This is a genomic window from Algoriphagus aquaeductus (assembly GCF_003253485.1).
Lineage (GTDB): Bacteria > Bacteroidota > Bacteroidia > Cytophagales > Cyclobacteriaceae > Algoriphagus > Algoriphagus aquaeductus.
In genome coordinates, this window is sequence record NZ_QKTX01000008.1 from 144,600 (window position 1) to 164,194 (window position 19,595).

20 protein-coding genes are annotated in these 19,595 nt (G+C 41.6%); 7 read left to right on the forward strand and 13 right to left on the reverse strand.

Annotated elements, in window-relative coordinates:
- Window positions 1–6: 6 nt before the first annotated feature.
- On the forward strand, window positions 7–1,164 hold the full coding sequence (locus tag CLV31_RS12440) for a 6-bladed beta-propeller (RefSeq protein ID WP_111393211.1): 1,158 nt from the start codon (window positions 7–9) through the stop codon (window positions 1,162–1,164).
- Between the two features lie 85 nt (window positions 1,165–1,249).
- Here the strand turns inward: CLV31_RS12440 and CLV31_RS12445 are convergent, their stop codons facing one another.
- The 11 genes from CLV31_RS12445 to CLV31_RS12495 all read right to left on the reverse strand — a co-directional run bounded on the left by CLV31_RS12445 (window position 1,250) and on the right by CLV31_RS12495 (window position 12,431).
- Complete coding sequence (locus tag CLV31_RS12445; RefSeq protein WP_111393212.1) at window positions 1,250–2,830, reverse strand: peptide chain release factor 3; 1,581 nt, start codon at window positions 2,828–2,830, stop codon at window positions 1,250–1,252.
- A 171-nt stretch (window positions 2,831–3,001) separates the two neighbouring features.
- Window positions 3,002–4,237, reverse strand: coding sequence for a sensor histidine kinase (locus tag CLV31_RS12450; RefSeq protein ID WP_111393213.1), 1,236 nt, complete (start codon window positions 4,235–4,237; stop codon window positions 3,002–3,004).
- Window positions 4,238–4,390: 153 nt separating this feature from the next.
- Window positions 4,391–5,701, reverse strand: a complete 1,311-nt coding sequence (locus CLV31_RS12455) for an ABC transporter permease (protein ID WP_111393214.1) — start codon at window positions 5,699–5,701, stop codon at window positions 4,391–4,393.
- Complete coding sequence (locus CLV31_RS12460; protein WP_111393215.1) at window positions 5,694–6,590, reverse strand: ABC transporter ATP-binding protein; 897 nt, start codon at window positions 6,588–6,590, stop codon at window positions 5,694–5,696. Before CLV31_RS12460 ends, CLV31_RS12455 begins: the two co-directional genes overlap by 8 nt.
- Window positions 6,591–6,596: 6 nt before the next feature.
- Window positions 6,597–7,481, reverse strand: coding sequence for a hypothetical protein (locus CLV31_RS12465; protein WP_245943393.1), 885 nt, complete (start codon window positions 7,479–7,481; stop codon window positions 6,597–6,599).
- Between the two features lie 79 nt (window positions 7,482–7,560).
- Window positions 7,561–8,667, reverse strand: coding sequence for a molecular chaperone DnaJ (dnaJ, locus tag CLV31_RS12470; RefSeq protein ID WP_111393216.1), 1,107 nt, complete (start codon window positions 8,665–8,667; stop codon window positions 7,561–7,563).
- Between the two features lie 6 nt (window positions 8,668–8,673).
- Entirely contained in the window at window positions 8,674–9,240 is a 567-nt protein-coding gene (locus CLV31_RS12475; RefSeq protein ID WP_111393217.1) for a nucleotide exchange factor GrpE, read from the reverse strand.
- Between the two features lie 78 nt (window positions 9,241–9,318).
- Complete coding sequence (obgE, locus tag CLV31_RS12480; RefSeq protein ID WP_111393218.1) at window positions 9,319–10,311, reverse strand: GTPase ObgE; 993 nt, start codon at window positions 10,309–10,311, stop codon at window positions 9,319–9,321.
- A 76-nt stretch (window positions 10,312–10,387) separates the two neighbouring features.
- Window positions 10,388–10,960 (reverse strand): adenylate kinase, encoded by a 573-nt coding sequence (locus tag CLV31_RS12485; RefSeq protein WP_111393219.1) that lies wholly within the window; start codon window positions 10,958–10,960, stop codon window positions 10,388–10,390.
- A gap of 13 nt (window positions 10,961–10,973) precedes the next feature.
- Window positions 10,974–11,513, reverse strand: coding sequence for a hypoxanthine phosphoribosyltransferase (gene hpt, locus CLV31_RS12490; RefSeq protein ID WP_111393220.1), 540 nt, complete (start codon window positions 11,511–11,513; stop codon window positions 10,974–10,976).
- Window positions 11,514–11,522: 9 nt separating this feature from the next.
- Window positions 11,523–12,431, reverse strand: a complete 909-nt coding sequence (locus CLV31_RS12495; RefSeq protein ID WP_111393221.1) for a M20/M25/M40 family metallo-hydrolase — start codon at window positions 12,429–12,431, stop codon at window positions 11,523–11,525.
- A gap of 176 nt (window positions 12,432–12,607) precedes the next feature.
- Here CLV31_RS12495 and CLV31_RS12500 point away from each other — a divergent pair, with 176 nt between their 5' ends.
- From CLV31_RS12500 to CLV31_RS12520, 5 genes are all read left to right on the forward strand, one after another.
- A complete protein-coding gene (locus CLV31_RS12500) occupies window positions 12,608–13,888 on the forward strand; it encodes an OmpA family protein (protein ID WP_111393222.1) in 1,281 nt (426 codons plus the stop codon).
- 118 nt (window positions 13,889–14,006) lie between these two features.
- Entirely contained in the window at window positions 14,007–15,296 is a 1,290-nt protein-coding gene (locus CLV31_RS12505; RefSeq protein ID WP_111393223.1) for an OmpA family protein, read from the forward strand.
- Between the two features lie 50 nt (window positions 15,297–15,346).
- Window positions 15,347–15,988, forward strand: coding sequence for a uracil phosphoribosyltransferase (gene upp, locus CLV31_RS12510; RefSeq protein WP_111393224.1), 642 nt, complete (start codon window positions 15,347–15,349; stop codon window positions 15,986–15,988).
- 1 nt (window position 15,989) lies between these two features.
- Complete coding sequence (locus CLV31_RS12515; protein WP_111393225.1) at window positions 15,990–16,931, forward strand: calcium/sodium antiporter; 942 nt, start codon at window positions 15,990–15,992, stop codon at window positions 16,929–16,931.
- A complete protein-coding gene (locus CLV31_RS12520; protein WP_111393226.1) occupies window positions 16,928–17,386 on the forward strand; it encodes a hypothetical protein in 459 nt (152 codons plus the stop codon). The genes CLV31_RS12515 and CLV31_RS12520 overlap by 4 nt, the downstream gene beginning before the upstream one ends.
- Here CLV31_RS12520 and sdaAA read toward each other — a convergent pair.
- Together sdaAA and CLV31_RS12530 are read right to left on the reverse strand one after the other, a co-directional pair.
- Complete coding sequence (gene sdaAA / locus CLV31_RS12525) at window positions 17,375–18,283, reverse strand: L-serine ammonia-lyase, iron-sulfur-dependent, subunit alpha (protein ID WP_111393227.1); 909 nt, start codon at window positions 18,281–18,283, stop codon at window positions 17,375–17,377. The genes CLV31_RS12520 and sdaAA overlap by 12 nt on opposite strands.
- A 56-nt stretch (window positions 18,284–18,339) precedes the next feature.
- Window positions 18,340–18,744, reverse strand: coding sequence for an OsmC family protein (locus tag CLV31_RS12530; RefSeq protein WP_111393228.1), 405 nt, complete (start codon window positions 18,742–18,744; stop codon window positions 18,340–18,342).
- Window positions 18,745–18,815: 71 nt separating this feature from the next.
- Between CLV31_RS12530 and CLV31_RS12535 the strand changes: the two genes are divergently transcribed.
- Window positions 18,816–19,544 (forward strand): hypothetical protein, encoded by a 729-nt coding sequence (locus tag CLV31_RS12535; RefSeq protein ID WP_111393229.1) that lies wholly within the window; start codon window positions 18,816–18,818, stop codon window positions 19,542–19,544.
- The last annotated feature ends 51 nt before the right edge of the window (window positions 19,545–19,595 follow it).

A 19,595-nucleotide genomic window follows, 5' to 3' on the forward strand; every position in this document is an offset into this window, starting at 1 on the left:
TTAAAAATGAGAAAATTATTTAGACTACTCACATTCAGTATTTTATTAAGTTGTTCGCCTCAGAATAAAGAGTCAACATTTTACTTAGATCAAGAAGCAGAGTACCCCATCTTGCTATCAGAAGTGCTAGAAAAAGATTTCTGGGAATTATTCAAGCTCGAAAGTGCAATTGAGTTAAAACTCTCCCAAGACTATTTTATTTCAACAATTTATCGACTTAAAGTACATCAAAACGAATACTTCGCTCTGGATGAGACCTTAGGAAATTTAATTCGATTTGATTCGAATGGTAAACCACTCAATCGAATTGGGAAAATCGGAGAAGGTCCCGAAGAGTTGCCTAATTTCTCAGATTTTGGAATAGATGAGAGAGGGAATATCGTGATTGGAAGTGGATCCGGGAGGAAAGCATCCATTTATTCCAAGGAAGGTGAATTCCTTTACAGTATCAAATTCAAAGACCAGTTGGATCAGCTGGCGGTAGGCAACAACCATATTTTTGCATCCTTGACTTACTTTAATCAACTCAATAAGAATTTGGCCATCTACAACCTCGAAGGTGATACATTAAGGACCTATTTTCCATACAGTTCAGATGTATTTCCCATTTTACTAAAAAACATATCAGGACACCTTACCACGAATTTTAGCGGTTCAATCTTGTTTAATGAACCTGCCTCAGCCAAAATATTTGAAATCAACGAGGAGCTGGAAATCAAACCAAAATTTCAATTCATTTCTGACACTGAACTTTGGGAAGAAAACGATAGACACAACCTCAACGGTTTTTTTGAAACACTTGGTGCTGCAAAACTCACTCATCTTAGAAGATTTTATGAAGAATCGGATCGATACCTTTTGTTCAATTTAAATAAGAAGCAAGACCAAGTTGTACGATACGTGATTGACCCAAGAATTGGCTTCTTTGATAAAAAAACCGGAAAGGCTTATTTAAGTAAAAAATCAGAATCGCTAGTGTTTACGGAAGGGCCTTTAGTTGCTGACCGGAATAATTTTACACTTTCAATTCCAAAGCAGGAATTAAAGAAACTGGTAGACAATGATCCAAATTGGTCAGGAATAAAAAATTTCATTGAGTTCAGTACCATTGAAACAGAAGAATACGACTCTCCGATTCTGTTGAAGTTTAGCGTTAGGGAGTAATTTCTGAATTTCCTGCTAAGATTCTTTCCCAAAAGCAGCGAAGAAAACCCTCCAAGGGTTCGGAACCCTTGGAGGGTTGAAGCCCCTAAAACTCCGAAGTAAAGTGGAACTCAATTTCGGGGTAGTTGTCCTGCACCATTTGTAGCCATGACTTGGACTCGGCCATAAAGACCAACTTGTCGTCCTTGTCTCGGGCAATGTATCGATTCTTGGAGCGCACAAATTCATCCAATTGTTTTTTGTCCTTGCAGCTGATCCAGCAGGCCTTGTATAGGTTCATCGGATGAAACTCCACGGTGGCGTTGTATTCGTTTTTCAATCGGAATTGAATCACTTCAAATTGAAGTTGCCCGACCGTACCGACGACTTTCCGCTGTCCCATTTCGAAGGTGAATAGCTGCGCCACGCCTTCCTCCATCAATTGCTTCAGTCCTTTTTCCAATTGCTTGGTCTTCATCGCGTCCTTGTTGACCACCTCTCGGAAGATCTCCGGAGAAAAGCTCGGAATCCCCGTGAAGACCATGTTTTCCCCTTCGGTCAAGGTGTCTCCGATCTTTAGATTTCCTGTATCGTAAAGTCCGACAATATCCCCCGGAAAAGCCTCATCGATGATTTCCTTGTCCTGAGCCATAAACTGGGTCACATTGGAAAAACGAAGCGGCTTGGGTCCACGGACATGGTTGTAAGGCTTATTTCGCTCAAATTTACCCGAGCAGATTCTTAGGAAAGCGATTCGGTTCCGGTGATTCGGATCCATATTGGCGTGGATCTTAAAGACAAAGCCGGAGAATTTGGACTCTTCGGGATTTACTTCCCGCACATCGGTATCCCGACTCTTTGGAGTGGGGGCGATTTTGATGAAGGTGTCCAGCATTTCATTTACGCCGAAGTTATTTACTGCTGAACCGAAAAAGACAGGGGCGATTTTCCCTTCTAGATACTCATTCACATCAAAATCAGGGTACACTCCCTCGATCAGATCCACATCTTCCCGGAGCTGAGCTGCATTTCCCGGGCCGATCAAGGCATCAAGTTGCGGGTCATCCAAGTTTTCAAACACCTGACGGTCATCGCTGAGCTTTCGCTGCGAAGGAGTGAAGAGGTTGAGCTTTTTCTCATAGAGATTATACACTCCTTTGAAGCCTTTTCCCATCCCGATTGGCCAGGAAAGCGGACGAACTTTGATATTAAGCTTGGTTTCTACCTCATCCAACAAATCATAAGGATCTCGGCCTTCCCGGTCAAGCTTATTGATAAAGCAGATCACCGGGGTATTTCGCATGCGGCAGACTTCCATCAGCTTTTCGGTCTGGATCTCAACGCCTTTCACACAATCGATGACCATGATCACGGAATCCACCGCAGTCAAGGTACGGTAGGTGTCCTCCGCGAAGTCCTGGTGACCCGGCGTATCAAGGAGGTTGATTTTGACATCCTTGTATTCAAAACCCATCACCGAAGTCGCCACGGAAATGCCCCGTTGCTTTTCGATTTCCATCCAGTCGGATTTGGTAGCGGTGTCAATTTTGTTGGACTTGACAGCACCAGCGGTCTGAATTGCCCCTCCGAAAAGGAGCAACTTTTCGGTCAAAGTGGTCTTTCCCGCATCCGGGTGTGCAATAATGGCAAACGTTCTCCGCTTTTTGATTTCCTCGGTCAAACTCATGGGTAGTAAAATTCAGGGGGCAAAGGTAAGAAAATGGATTTACGATTTTTGAATTACGATTTACGATATCAAACCGAACCTCAACCCTGATTTTCAAAGGCTCAAACTTGTGGGTAAAAGGTTGAAGTCCAGTTTCCCGTCGTAAATCGTAAATCTGCCTTCGTAAATTCGCTAATATTCCAAAATCCCCTCGGTAATAAACTGTGAAGCATCCTCCAGATTGCCCAATAGCATAATTCGGAAAGTGGTGCCTTTGCCGACTTCAGAGTTTTTGACAAAAATCTTCCCTCCATGGTAGCCTTCTACGATGCGTTTGGCCAAAGTCAAGCCCAAGCCCCAACCCCGCTGACGAGTGGAAAAACCGGGGTTGAATACTTTTCGAAAGTTCTTTTTTTCGATGCCTTTTCCGGTATCAGTGATATCCACAATGACATATTTATCGCTGTCCTGTATGATATCAATAGTAATCGTGCCTTTCCCCTTCATGGCATCGACTGCATTTTTGCAGATATTTTCCACCACCCATTCAAAAAGGGGTTTGTTCATCATGGCATCTAAGTCCTTGGAATCAGAATTGATAAACATGTCTACCTTGGTAGAAATTCTCGGTCGCAAGTAGGTGATGGTTTCTTCGATGACTTGGTACAGATTTTCTGGCTGAATGACTGGCTTACTCCCTATACTGCTAAATCGTTCGGTCACCATTCGGAGCTTGACCACATCTTTGTCCATTTCCTGGATGATTTCCTTGTTTTCTTCCCAAACGGGAGAATTTCTCAGGTAGTCAATCCACGCCATCAGAGAAGCAATAGGCGTCCCGAGTTGATGGGCCGTTTCTTTCGTCAAACCAGCCCAAACGCGGTTTTGCTCGGCGATTTTACTTTGATTGAAAAGTGCATAGGCCAATGCTCCAAAAAGCAAAATAACCGCAAGTTGGACGTAGGGATAATAACGAAGATTGGTCAGCAATTCAGAATTGCGGTAGTACACTCGGATATCGGCCTCCTGAAGGTAAATGGGCTCGTATTCCTCCTGCATCTCGAGCAGTTCCTTGTCTAAGGTTTTAACAGAATCCGCCTGATTGGCATTCTTTTTAAACTTGATATTCCGGAATTCAATCGGCTCACCTGCGGCATCCACCATGATGATGGGAATAGAATAATTCTGCTGAATGATTTCCTGGTTGATAAAGGTGAGGTTTTCGGAAGTGGTAGCGGCATATTCCAATGCCGAGGACAGCAATTGAATCTGCCTGCTTTCTCTTTCCCTGAGTTCATCCACCAAGAGATTGGTATACCAAATCGACCCAGAACCAATTAGAATAGAAACAAAAAATACCAGCCATTTAACCTGTTTTTTGTTTTGATAAAAATCGATCGAAGTCAGATCCTGAAACCTATTTTTCATTCGTTGGGAAAATGCTTACTGAGTAAGAAACTCAAGAATATTCTGATTTAGTATACTGAATTAATGATTTGGATTCAATTATTCAGTCATGAGAAAAATAGGTCAATTAGGCTTGGAAAAAAAATAACCATCAAAATCAGACTCCGTCCAATCCTATTGACTCGATCGGATCCATTTCCAAAGAATTTTATACGTTGGCTTGGTCCCATGCATCAGGATTCCGATTCTGTAAATCTTACCTGCCAACCAAGTGGTAAACAGGAATCCGAGTACCAACAACCCAATGGACAAGGCCAATTCCCAGAAAGGAACTCCATAACTGATTCGACCCATCATGGCTATAGGCGAGGTCAAAGGAACCATGGATAGCCAAAAAGAGGTGGTGGAATTGGGTTCTTGAAGCACAAAAACAAACAAACCCATATAGGCTACGATCAAGGGAATAGTAATGGGAAACATAAACTGTTGCGCATCTGAAGGCGCATCAACTGCTGACCCAACCGCTGCAAACAAGGCTCCATACAACAGATAGCCTCCCAAAAAGTAAATTATGAAGTTTACTACAATGGCAACAAAATCAATCCCTTGGATGACCATCAGGATGTCTGCAAGTTCACTACTATCCGGCGTAGCTTGTGCCATCTCTGGGTTAGCGAGTTCCATGGCTTGTTGTTGAGGCATTTGCATACCCAATACTCCTGTCACGAGTGTGGTAAGTGTCCCAATCAAGACCACCCAAATCAGAAACTGAGTCAGTCCCACTGCCCCAATCCCCACAATTTTACCCAGCATCAGCTGAAAGGGCTTCAGTGAAGAAACTAATATCTCGACAATTCGACTGGATTTTTCCTCGATCACTCCCTGCATGATCTGATTTCCATAGACAAAAATGAAAATGTAAATCAAGATACCGGCTAAAAACCCAATGGCATAGTTAACGGTGGCATCATTGATCTTTTCCTCGCCAGATTCTCCTAAGGTGACCGATTGAATCGAAACTTGGGTTCGGATTTCTTTTAATACGGTTGGATCTATCCCTTTATCGTAAAGACGCTGATCTTCTATTTTCCGCTTGAGGGCAGATTCCAAATAGCTCATCAGACTCATACTCGGATTTTCAATCCCGAAAAACTGAATTCCTTTTGGATTGGAGATCTCCATCTTTGGGATGTATAAAAACCCATAACGCTCGCCCTCCTGAACCATTTTTTTGGCCTCTTCAGGGTCATTTATAGAGGAAGTAAAAGCATATTGCTCTGAACTTTCCATAAAAAACAAACCCGTCTCATCGATGACCTCGATGATCCTCAGCGATTGATTTTCCCTTTCCGAAACCGCGATCCAAACAAAAATCCCCATGATCGCCGGGAAAATAAGTGGAGTAAGCAAGGTCGCTATTAAAAAGGATTTCTTTTTGACCCTTGCCAAATACTCTCTTTGAATGACCAGGAAAATCTTATTCATATTGGGTTGCCTTTACCTGGTGAATAAAAATCTCCTCCATTGATGGCACTTTTTCCTTAAACTCCATCACTTCACCGTACTCCATCAATTCTTTAAGCAACTGATTGGGTGATCTCCCATTCAGAGGTAAAGAAAAATTAAATGCGCGATCTTCGTCATGCCTAACTTTCCAGTCCTGCGGTAAATCCTGCAGAAGGTTGATCAGAGAAATCGAAAATTCTTGTGGCCGAAAACTGTTCTTAACTTCTCGGATGGTACCATCGAGTATTTTTCTCGACTTATGAATCATGGCCACATGGTCGCAGAGTAATTCTACTGACTCCATTCTGTGGGTACTGAGAATCACCGTGGTACCTTTAGCTTTCAACTCCAGAATTTCATTTTTAATAATCTCTGCATTGACCGGGTCAAACCCGGAAAAAGGCTCGTCCAAAATCAACAGTTTAGGCTCATGAATAACCGTGGAAATAAACTGGACCTTTTGGGCCATCCCCTTGGATAGGTCTTCTATTTTCTTTTCTTTCCACCCTCCGATTTCCAGCTTTTCAAGCCATATTTTGACTTTTCCTTTAGCTTCCGACTGATCTAGACCTTTCAATCTGGAAAAGTAGATCAGTTGATCCCAAACGGTCATCTTCTTATACAAACCTCGCTCCTCGGGCAAATAGCCAATCTTTCGGATATCATCAGGCGAAAGGGATTTGCCGTCAATCTCTACCGTCCCGCTGTCTTGTTCGATGATTTGGTTGATAATTCGGATGAGCGTTGTTTTTCCTGCACCATTTGGACCGAGTAGGCCAAAAATCATACCCTGCGGGACTACTAAATCCACATCTGTCAATGCACGATGGTTTGAATAAGCCTTATTGAGCCGGGTGATTTTGAGCATCGGATTTTATTCCACTGTAATTGAACCAACTCCCACATCCAAAATCAATTCTAATAGCCTCGGGTCTGAAGCACTAAATCCCTTTGTCACGTAAGTTTCTTTATCCAGTGATTTTAGATATTTCGGCAAAGAAGTCCGGCACATGGGAGTGGTTTTCATTTTAATTTTGATGGGGTAAGTATCAGATGGGAGCTTAAGATTGACTGTTCCTCCACCAACTGCGGCGATTACCTGGCATCCGGCAGACATTCCATCGCTGAAATTCAGGTCAATTTTACCATAATTGACTTCTAAAATGATTTTTTTTGAATTGGTGAAATTTGCCCTTTGCACTTCAACCTTACCCATATTCAAAGTCACCAACAAAGTATCCATTGCCACCTGATTGGGCGCATCGGATCCATAGCGAATGACAACATCTGCACTGGCACTTTTAACTTTAAAATTGGAAACGGGGATTTGAGACAGATCAAAATCTGCCGCCCCCATTCCTAAGTTAAAATCGAGTTCATACAGGTAATTTGATCCCAAGCCTATATCCCATGAGTGTTCAAAGTCTGTTTCTGATGAAAAGAGCTTAGAAGTGATGCTTTTGCCCAGGTTATCAGATTCGACATTTTTATGGATTAAGGTTGCATCAAGAATATTTCTCTTGATGGAATACCTAAAATCAGGAAGGACATTAGATTTGGATAAGTGTCCGTGAATATAAAGTGGCTCGAGGGTTTTGACTCTTTTCAGCTGAGTCAAACTTTTGTAGGTGGTAAAATTGAGTTGGACTAGGTCAAAGTCTTTTTTCTCCGAAACCTTATATTCTTTTACAAATTGTGCCTTGCTGGGTAATCCACCCGCTACAATCAGAAATAGAAGCAGACACAGTTTTTTCAGCATACGGTTGGTACGGGGCGACTCAGAAAAGGTTTATGAAAAATATAAAAAAAGCCAGAATCAAATCTGGCTTTTTGATGAATTAGAAAAATTCCTTCATTTTATCAAAGAAGGATTTCTCTTGTTTTCCTGGATCAGGTTTGAAATTTTCTGAATCTTTCAATCTTTCAAGAGTAGCCCGTTCTTCCTTAGAGAGCTGTGTAGGAGTCCAAACATTGACCATTATTAATTGGTCGCCTCTACTATATCCGTTGATATCTTTGATGCCTTTCCCCTTTAGCCTCAACATTTTTCCACTTTGGGTACCTGCATCAATTTTGATTTTCACTTTCCCGTCAATAGTTGGAACTTCTACAGAATCTCCTAAAGCGGCCTGAATAAAGGAAATATGCAGATCATAGATTACATTGTTTCCCTCTCTCTGGAAAATCCCTTCTTCAGCTTCCTCAATTACAATGAGTAAATCCCCTGGAATTCCTCCCGGGGTTTCATTTCCTTTCCCTGACATGCTGAGTTGCATACCTTCGCCCACACCACCAGGAATATTGATCGAAATGACTTCTTCTTTGATTATAAGTCCTCGGGAGTCCGCGTCGGCTGGTTTTTTGTCAACTATCTGACCTGCTCCACCACATACTGCACAGGTACTGGCAGAAACCATCTGGCCAAGCATGGTATTTACCACCTTTTTCACCTGACCGGTTCCCTGACATGCTGAGCAAGTCTTAAATGTCACTCCTGGAGCAACAACATGACGCTTGACCTTGATCTTTTTCTCAACCCCGTTGGCAATTTCCTGAAGATTGAGCTTCAGTTTTACCCTCAGGTTTGTCCCTTTCTTGGTACGTCGGCCTCCTCCGCCTCCACCAAAGAAGGATCCAAAGCCTCCGCCACCAAAAATATCTCCAAACTGTGAGAAGATGTCCTCCATGTTCATCCCCCCGCCTCCAAAGCCCCCATTGCCTCCTAGGCCTTGATGGCCAAATTGGTCATATCGGGCTTTCTTGTCAGGGTTACTCAGGACTTCGTAGGCTTCAGCTGCCTCCTTGAATTTCTCTTCCGCTTCAGGGTTATCCGGATTTTTATCGGGATGGTATTGAATAGCGAGCTTACGGTACGCTTTTTTGATTTCGTCCGCACTTGCAGATTTGGATACTCCCAGTATCTCGTAATAGTCTCTCTTTGCCATATCCTATTATGCTCCGGTCACCACTTTGGCAAACCTCACTACTTTTTCACCTAAGGTATATCCCTTTTCTACCACATCAATGACAGCTCCTTTCATGTCATCGGAAGGCGCTGGGATTTGAGTAATGGCTTCTTGGGTGTCGGCATCAAATGGTTTACCAATCAAATCTTCCATGGGTTTTAACCCTTTTGACTCCAAAACCTTCAAAAACTTATGGAAAATCAACTGATTTCCCTCTCGAACTTTGGAGACATCTGTTTCACTTTCAGATGCTCTAAATGCTCTTTCGAAATCATCTACTACAGGAATCAATTCTTTAAGGACATCTTCGGAGGCAGTTTTAATCAAATCAATCCTTTCTTTAGCGGTCCGCTTACGGAAATTTTCAAAATCTGAATACAGCCTAAGGTATTTATCTTTGAGGTCTGCCACTTCTGCTTCCAATTTGGACTCAAGACTTTCAGGCTGGATTTGATCGGTTGACAAATCTGATTCCTGCTGGAGTTTTTCATCTACCAATTGATCCTCCAAGGGCTGATTGGTTTCCTGGTCCATTTGTTCTTTATTTTTCATACTTACTTCACGCAATTTTGAGCGGTAATCGAATAACAAGGACTTTGCCAGAGGGTGTTTGCTGACAAAGTGACATTTTTATGAATGAATCGCCTGCCAGATTAAATCTTTAAGCTTTTCAAGATTAAATTGGCTTACCGATGAAATGAACACATAAGGAATATCTTTGGGCACCTCAGCTTCCATTTCTTTGATCAAATCTTCGTCCAGCATATCAGCCTTGGAAATCGCCAAGATTCGCTTTTTGTCCAATAGCTCCGGATTATATTTCTCCAATTCCTTTAGCAGGATTCTGTATTGCTCCTGCAAGTCGGATGCATCGGAAGGAATCAAAAACAAAAGAATGGAATTTCGCTCTATATGTCTTAGAAAACGAATCCCCAAACCTTTTCCTTCTGCAGCTCCTTCGATGATACCGGGGATATCCGCCATTACAAATGATTTGTCGTCGCGATAGCCCACCACCCCCAAATTGGGCACAAGAGTGGTAAATGGATAATCACCAATTTCAGGTCTAGCTGCTGAAATAGAGGAAAGCAGGGTTGATTTTCCTGCATTTGGAAACCCGACCAGTCCCACATCTGCCAGAAGTTTCAACTCCAGAATAATCCATTCTTCAATCCCAGGTTCGCCTGGCTGGGCAAAATGGGGAGCTTGATTGGTTGCCGTCTTAAAATGGTCATTGCCCAACCCGCCTCGACCGCCTCGTGTTAGGATTACTTCCTGCCCATCTTCTGTAATTTCAAATCGCTTTTCGCCAGTTTCGGCATCTTTGGCTACTGTTCCCAATGGGACTTCCAAAATGACATCCTTACCATCTGCCCCTGTCCTTCTTCCTCCTTCTCCTCCTTTGCCTGGATCAGCAATTACATGCTTTTTGTATTTAAGGTGAAGTAAGGTCCAGAGTTGGGCATTGCCACGAATGATAATATGGCCTCCACGCCCACCGTCTCCACCGTCGGGCCCACCCTTTGGGACATGCTTTTCTCTTCTAAAGTGAACAGAACCAGCTCCACCGGCACCGGATCTGGAACAAAATTTTACGTAATCAATGAAATTGGAATCAGCCATGGTCTGGGAAAGAAAAAGGCTAAGCCCGAGAGCTTAGCCATGTCTTGGAATTGCAAAATTAAGAAAACCTTGGAAATCAGTAGCTATTGATTACTCTTGAGATTTCGTCGAAGATTTCCTCAATCTTACCCACTCCGTTGATATTTTTAAACTTGCCTTGCTTTTCATAGTACGCTGCAACTGGTAAAGTTTCCGCCAAATATACTTTGATCCGAGTGTTGATTTTTTCTTCATCTTGATCATCCGCCCGTCCTGAAGTTTTTCCCCGCTCCTTGATTCGCTCCTTCAAAATATCCTGAGGAACGTCCAAAGCAATCATTCCGGAGATTTTCATCCCGTGCTTTCCTAGCATGACATCCAGAGCTTCAGCTTGTGCGGTAGTTCGGGGAAAGCCATCGAAAATAAAGCCTTTGCTTTCATCTGTAGTATTGATTTTATGCTCTACCATCTGAATGACTACCTCATCTGGTACAAGATGGCCTTCATCCATATATTTCTTTGCGAGATTACCAAGATCAGTTCCTTCTCCGAGATGTTTTCTGAAGAGATCACCGGTAGAAAGATGAGTCAATCCGTAGGAAGCGATGATTTTTTCACTTTGAGTGCCTTTTCCCGCACCGGGAGGGCCAAAAAGAACAATATTTAGCATTACAGGGGTCTTTTTACGTAGTACTTAGCTGATAGATATCCGGAAGATTTCTCCCCAATCCATCATAATCAAGGCCAAAGCCGACGACAAATTTATTGGGAATTTCAAAACCCACATAATGAAGTGGATAATTAAACCTAAAAGCTTCCCTTTTGAACAGTAAAGTGGCAATGCTCAATTTCTTCGGACCCAACCCTGAAAGATGAGAAATCAAATAATTCATGCTGATTCCTGTATCTACAATATCCTCTACCACTACGACATTTTTACCGGTGATACTAACCGATAATCCTAAAACAGATTTGACTTCTCCGGTAGATTCTATACCTGAATAGGAGGAAATCCTTAAAAACTCACAAGAAACAGGCAATTCAATGGATCTTGCCAAATCGGCCATTACTATAAAAGAACCGTTGAGAATCCCCAAAAGGATCAGCTCTTCCCCTTCAAAATCTTGTGTAATCTCCTTACCTAATTCAGAAATTCTTTGGTTCAATTTCTCCTTTGGCAGAAAAATTTCGAAGGTTTTATCATTTACTTGGATTTTGCTCATTTGACAAGATTAGAGTTCTTTCATTAAATAATTGTAAAGAGAGATCATTGAATCCAAATCCTTGAGTGAAACTTTTTCATCCGGAGTATGGACATGATCCTCCGGAGCGCCGATAAAACACCAGTCAATGGCGTATGGCGAAAATTGGATTTCTCTTCCATCACTTCCTCCATAAGCCTCTACTTCCAATTGATACGGAATTCCACTTTTTTCTGCGAGTTGAATGATCCTATCGATAAACTTTCTTCTCGGAATATATTTATCTCTAATGGAAATTACCGCCCCATTGTGGTGAGAAATCCCCTCAGTAATCCACGTAATATCAGAAATCAAGGCATTTTTAACGGGAGCTACCTTTTGAATAAACTGAAGTAAAAATGGCATGCTTCCGCCACCGTGTTCTTCATAAGTAGTAAAAATGACCCACCCATTTTCCAAATTTTCGCAAAGTTGAAGCGCATTGTAAACGCCCAACCGATTATCTAAATAAGCCGCTTGAATGAATTCGTCGTTTACACGAACATCCTGATGAAACGAGAGCCTAGTACCTCGATCAATCTTTCTTGGAAAATCATGGAACAAGGCATCTTCCTGCCCGACAAGGCGACAATGAATCTCTCCCAGACTGTCTTTTCCAACAAGTTTAGTCCCTGGGATTATCTCGGGGCCACCTACCGGTATGAGCTGATTTTCATACCTGGTCATAAAACCAATTGTGTCCATGTGGGCAAAAACGGCGGTCGTAGGATGGCCAAATTTAAGTAAGATGCAATCGTGGAAATTTTCGCCAAAAAAAACATCCGGTAAAACCTTCCAGGATTTCTTTCGTTTTTCGATGAAATTAAGGACCCAAAAGGAAATTTCTGCTTCATCACCAGAGACTGATTGTACAGAAAGCAATTCGGATAAAAATTTCATTTTTGGCACCAATTATGTTAATAATGCTTAAATAAACTGAAAATTTGGACTGATATAATTTCAGGTGTTATAGTTGGCAATTAAATAAAACATCTAGATTTGCAGTAAATTAAAAGTTTATAAATTTGTAATCACATCTATCAATCACTTAAAATTTGAACAAAAAATTTTTTGTCATGAAAAAATTTATACTCTCAACCCTTATGGCTGGAGCGATGGCAGTAGCTGCTAACGCCCAGGAATTCAACAAATGGTCAATCGAGGCTACCGGAGGTTTTAACAAGCCAATGGCTCCTTTGACAGGTGGTTATCTTTCACCGACATTAAACATTGGCCATGTTGACTTTGGAGTCAGATACATGTTCAATGAAAAGTTCGGTTTGAAACTTGACTACGGTTTCGGTTCCTTCAAAGAAGTAGAAGGGGAAAGTCCAAGTTTTAACACAAAATACAATCGCCTGAATCTACAAGGTGTGGCGAATGTTGGAAGGATAATGAATTTTGAATCTTTCACCAGAAAATTTGGTCTATTAATGCATGGAGGTGCTGGTGTCGGATTGGTTAATCCTGAAGAAAACCTCTACAATGATTTCGATGACAATGTGTACACATTGATATTCGGGATCACTCCTCAAATTAAATTGAGCGAGAAAATTGCATTGGTCGGTGATATCTCAACCATCTTGAATGGTCGCCAGACAGTTACCTTCGACGGTGCCACAGCAATCAGACCTGACATCAGCAACGGTTTTTATGGAGCTAACGGAACTTGGTGGACCGGTACTATCGGATTGAATATCTACTTAGGTAAGCAAACTCAGCACGCTGACTGGTACATCGCAGCCGATAAGTATGCTACTAAAGAAGAATTGGCTACTCAAATCAATGGAATCAAGGACATGCTGAAAGACTCTGACGGAGATGGCGTGCCTGATTACCTTGATAAGGAACCAAATACTCCAGCAGGTGCAAGAGTTAGCCCTTCAGGTGCAACTTTAGATTCGGATGGTGACGGTACTCCTGATCACTTGGACAAGTGTCCATTCCAGCCAGGTCCTGCTTCATCTAACGGATGTCCTCCTGCAGAAGTAGAAAGAGAAGAAGTTGATTACTTGAAGAAAGCCATCAATGATGGATACGTAAACGTATACTACGCATTCGACAGTGCAAAACCATTGGCCTACTCAGTAAGTGCTGCAAACTACATCTCTAACTTCTTGAAGAGAAATCCAGGTGTGAAAGTTGAAATCAAAGGTTATGCAGACGAACTTGGTCCTGAAGATTACAACATGAAATTATCTGAAAGAAGAGCTAAAGCAGTTTATGATTTGCTTGTAGCCTCAGGAGTTGATGCTTCTAGACTTTCTTATAAAGGTTATGGAGAGGATACTTCAGTTGATAAGTCATCTGCTGACGCTAGACAATTGGCTAGAAGAGCAAGCTTCGAAGTGAAATAATATAACATTCACTTGATAAAATAAGGGCCCGTTCAAATTGAACGGGCTTTTTTATGTCAGATAGATAGGATTTTTTTACTTTTGGTACGCAAATCATCCCAAATATCACCCCCCAAAAATGAAAAACTACTTATTTCTAATTCTCACAATCGGGATTGTTATTCCTGGCATAGCCCAAAAGGATTTTAATCAATGGTCATTTGAGGTCAATGGAGGGTTTAACAAGGCTATGGGTCCCCTTACACCTGGATACCTTTCACCGACATTAAATATCGGTCACGTTGATTTTGGCGCCAGATATATGTTCAATGAATATTTTGGAGTTAAAGGAGACCTAGGAACTGGAACGTTTCGAGAGGTAAAAGGAGAAAGTCCAGAATTTAAAACCAATTATTTAAGAGCTAACCTCCAAATGGTAATGAACTATGGTAGAATGATGAAATTTGAAAATTTCTCAAATAAACTAGGACTTCTTGGCCATTTTGGTGGTGGGGCTGGCCTATTGAATTTTAAAAATTCAGTTTTCAATCAAGAACCTGATTACGTTTACAACATTATTGCAGGTGTAACTCCTCAATTGAAGTTATCTGAAAAAGTGGCTTTAGTGGGAGATATTTCTTACATACACAATGGCCGCCAGACCTATACATTTGATGGGAATAATTACAACGCTCCATTTCAGCCAAATCCACCAGCAAACCCTTTTGTCCATGCAGTTGGAGGGTGGTGGACAGGTACTATTGGCCTTAACTTTTACTTAGGGAAGTCCGAACAGCACGCCGACTGGTATATCTCCTCAGACAAGTATGCTACAAAACTCGAATTAGAAGAAGCTATCAGCGGAATCAAGGATATGTTGAAAGACTCTGACGGTGATGGCGTACCTGATTATTTAGACAAAGAACCCAACACGCAAATTGGTGCCAGGGTTGGGTCGGATGGAGCCACGCTAGACTCCGATCAAGACGGAACGCCGGACCATTTAGATAAATGTCCATTTGTACCCGGTCCCGCTTCCACAAATGGATGTTCGCTTGAAGAAATTAAAGATGAGATTGATTATTTCAAAAAAGCTATCAATGAGGGCTATGTTAATGTTTATTTTGCTTTCGATAGTGATAAACCTCAGACTTACTCCATTACCGCTGTAAACTACATTTCAAATTTCCTAAAAAGAAATCCTGGAACTTCTATTGAAGTAAAAGGGTATGCGGATGAATTGGGACCAGAGGATTACAACATTAAACTTTCAGAACGTAGGGCAAAGTCCGTTTATGATTTACTCATTTCATCTGGATTAGAAGCTTCTAGGCTTTCTTACAAAGGGTACGGGGAGGACACATCCGTGGATAAATCCTCTCAAGATGCCCGGCAAATGGCAAGAAAAACAACCTTTGAAATCAAATAAGACCTCTTCAAAACCCGGTTAATCACCGGGTTTTATTTTAATTTCACCCTATGTTTATTCTTTCTAACCAAAATTCCATAGCCAACCAGTTTCTGGCAGAGCTCCGTAATCTCAATACGCAAAAGGATAGAATGAGATTTAGGAAAAATCTTGAACGCTTAGGAGAAATTCTGGCCTATGAGATTTCAAAATCTATGGAATATAAAAGTCATGAAGTAGAAACACCTCTTGCCAAAATGACGGTAGAAATTCCAAAAAGACAACCTGTCATTGTAGCTGTGCTGAGAGCTTCACTACCTTTTTACCAAGGATTTCTTAATTTTTTTGACCAAGCTGAAAGTGGATTTATCGGAGCGTTTAGAGAAGAAAAATCAGATTCAATTACCATTAATCTGGGATACCATGCAAGCCCGGATTTAACCGGAAAAGAATTGATCCTTGCTGACCCCATGTTGGCCACAGGGAAATCTTTCATCAAATCCATCGAAACTCTCCTGACACATGGCAAACCCAGCATAATTCATGTTGCGGCAGCCTTTGCTGCTCCTGAGGGAGTAGAATACCTCAAATCACAATTAAATATTCCATACAAAATTTGGCTGGGAGCATTGGATCAAAAACTAAATCAACATTCCTACATCGTACCTGGACTTGGGGATGCCGGAGATTTGGCATTTGGAGAAAAGATTTGATATGACACCTTACTATCTTTTGCTTTTAGGACTTTTCATCCTACTTCTTGGCGGAAAACTATTAGTCGACGGAGCATCTTCCATCGCTCTCAAACTCGGCATGAGCACGGGACTCATTGGTTTAACAGTGGTCGCTTTTGGGACATCTGCACCTGAATTGTTGGTCAGCTTAAACGCCGCATTGAAAGGCAACAGCGACATTTCGATCGGAAATGTAGTGGGTTCAAACATCGCAAATATTGGCCTGGTGCTTGGATTGAGCGGGATTTTTTACCCCATTTTGATTCGAAAAGAAAACATTCGGTTCGATTATTCAGTGATGATTCTTGTCTCAATTGTTTTCTATTTACTAAGCCTCGACAATAAAATCTCCCTTTGGGATGGAATCATTCTTTTTGGAGGATTCATCCTATTCAATGGATACCTATTCCGAAATTTAGGCGTAGGATTAACAGGAGAAACCAGATTAGTTGAAGAAGAAATCGAGCAGGTTAAAAACTATGGATGGCTGATTTCCCTTGCCTTGTTTTTTGGAGGAGTAATTGGTCTTTATTTCGGATCCGAGCTTTTGGTCGAAAATGCAGTTTTAATTTCCAAAGAGTTTGGTGTTTCCGAACGAGTCATTGGAATAACCATCATCGCCATAGGCACAAGTCTTCCGGAGTTGATTACATCCATCATTGCAGCCCTTTCGAAAAGGACAGATTTGGCCCTTGGAAATATCATTGGAAGTAATATCATGAATATCCTTTCAATTATTGGAATCACGGCCATAGTAAGGCCAATTGGCGTTTCCGAAGCATTTATTCAATCAGATTATTTATGGATGCTGGGAATTTCAATTTTGTTGTTCCCATTGATGCGGAGTAAAATGAGAATTTCAAAGGTTGAAGGGTCTATTCTATTACTGGCTTATCTCTCTTATTTATATTTTCTTTTATGAATGATTCCTTGTACACATTTTTCGGAATCTATTTCCTTTCGCTATTCAAATTTATTGCGGGTCCGGTATTAGGTTCTGCCGCTGGATACCAACCTTGGCAAATGATGGGAGTAACCATTTTGAGCATGATGTCAAGTGTAACCATTTTCACATTTCTGGGTGATCGCTTAAAAAAAATTTACCAATCTAAAATTGGCAGTAAGAAAAAACTCTTCACTAGAAGAAACCGAAACATTGTTAGCGTATGGAGTAAGTATGGCGAATTAGGCATTGCATTTCTGACACCTATTTTGCTTACTCCGATAGGAGGAACACTCATTTTGGTTTCGTTTGGCACTCAAAAAAGAAGGATTTTCACCTATATGTTCCTGAGTGCTGTGATATGGGCGGCATTTTTCAGCTATTCCATAGACTGGATTTTGTCTATCCCGGCAATCAAGAATTTACTCGGTTAAATTTTCATCAGGCAAAATTTCAATATCCTGAATCAAAACCCTTTTTGAAATTTCCTGACCAGTCAGTGTGGCAGCTAAGCCGCCCATTGCAGTCTCTTTATACCTGCTTTCCATAGAAGCTCCTATTTCACCCATTGCCTCTACACATTCGTCCACCGGGATTACAGCGTTTACACTGGATAATGCAATCTGCGCCGAACTGAAAGAGATCGCTGCTGCACTGGCATTCCTCACTACACAAGGGACTTCTACCAATCCTGCCACTGGATCACAGACCAATCCCAGCATGCATTGAATTGTAATTGCTACAGCATTAAACAACTGATCCACATCACCTCCCAAACAATACACAATAGCACCTGCAGCCATAGCCGCAGCAGAACCCGTTTCAGCTTGACATCCACCCACAGCACCTGCCAAACTTGCTTTTTCTTCAATAATCAAGGCGATGCCAGCTCCAATGAGCAGCCCTTCTAATATCTTCTGGTCCTCCAACTGATGGATTTCCTGGAGTGTCACCATAGTTCCGGGAAGAATCCCGGAAGCGCCTGCAGTGGGCGCAGCCACTACTCTGCCCATACAGGAATTCACCTCTTTTGCCGCTAAAGCACGCGCAATGAGTGTTTGAAACTCAGAGGACAGGACAGTCAATGGATTATTGAATACTTTTTTAGCACCATTGTTAATCATCCCTGACCGAGAGGTCATATCTTCTTTGAGCCCTGTTTTTACAGCTTCCTTCATGACTTGGTAGGCTTGTCCGAGTCCTTCCCAAATCTTTTCCGGGGAGGAATTCTTCTGCTCTACCTCATATTCAATTACCGATTGGACTAGAGACACTTTATTCTCTTCACAATACTTTTTCCATCCTCTGAAACTTTCAAAAAGATAACACATGTCTATTTGGGTTTATAAGTCAAGATTACCGGGTTCCTCATCAAGGAAACCACAAGTCAAAAATTAAAATTCACAGTCTGCTTTATTTCAGGGTCCAAGCTCAAAGCTACAGGGCAAGTTTTAGCGGCATTTTTAAGCTTTTGCCGAAGGATATTATCCCCACCGGGTTGATCCCACTTAAAATCAACAATGATTTCTTGAATTTTTCTGGGATTGGACTGCATTACTTTGGTCATCTCCCAAGAAAGGCCCTCCAGCGAAATTCCTTCTCGCTCAGCAACGATACCCATTATAGTCACCATGCATGCCCCAAGAGCAGCACATACCAAATCCGTAGGAGAAAAAGCCTCACCTTTACCGTTGTTATCTACGGGAGCATCGGTGATGAGCGTATTTCCAGATTGCAAATGAGTGGCTTGGGTTCTTAAATTCCCTAAATACGTACTTTTTATAGTGGGCATAAACTCTTACTTTTAAAATTCAGTTAAATACTTTGTAACCAAAATTAGGGCAATAATTTCGACCATTTCGAATGATCAAGCTGAAATTCCTCCTCCCATTGATTTTATTTTTTATTTCGTTCCAGGGATTTTCCCAAAGAGATGACGTGGGCAATTATGAATACGACAAAGAGTTCATGTTTGGATTGAATAAAAACACCAATGGAGGTCTTATTGGCGGTTTAGTATTCAAAAATGGCACTCGAATAGACGATTTTCAATTTTCATTTTGGGGCTTGGAACTTTCAAATGTGAAAAACCCAAAAGAAACAAGGTACAATACTGTATTAGGAAACAGCTACGTTTTTGGAAAGTCAAACTATCTCTATGCCATCCGTCCCCACTATGGAAGGGAAATAATTTTATTCAAAAAAGCACCGAACCAAGGTGTCCAAGTTTCTGCATTGGCGGCGGTAGGTCCGTCTTTTGGATTAATCGCCCCCTACTACATAGAATACGCGGTCAATAGAGTCGAAACGGTTGTAGAACAATATAATCCTGATGTTCATCAAAGCCGATTCAATATTTTGGGTACCGGCAGACTTTTTCAGGGTATTGGACAATCTGAGCTGGCAATTGGAGCCATGGTCAAAGCTGCCATTAATTTTGAATTTGGGGTTTTTAAAAGCAGTGCGACCGGACTGGAACTTGGATATATGCTGGAGGGTTATAACAAAGAAATTCCGTTAATCCCAACCACCGAAAATAACCAACTCTTTCAATCAGCCTATTTCACCTTTTTCTATGGGTTCAGAAAATAAAACCGGTTTGGGTTTTTGAATAGGCCGGAGTTACCTTTGTATCAAATCTCA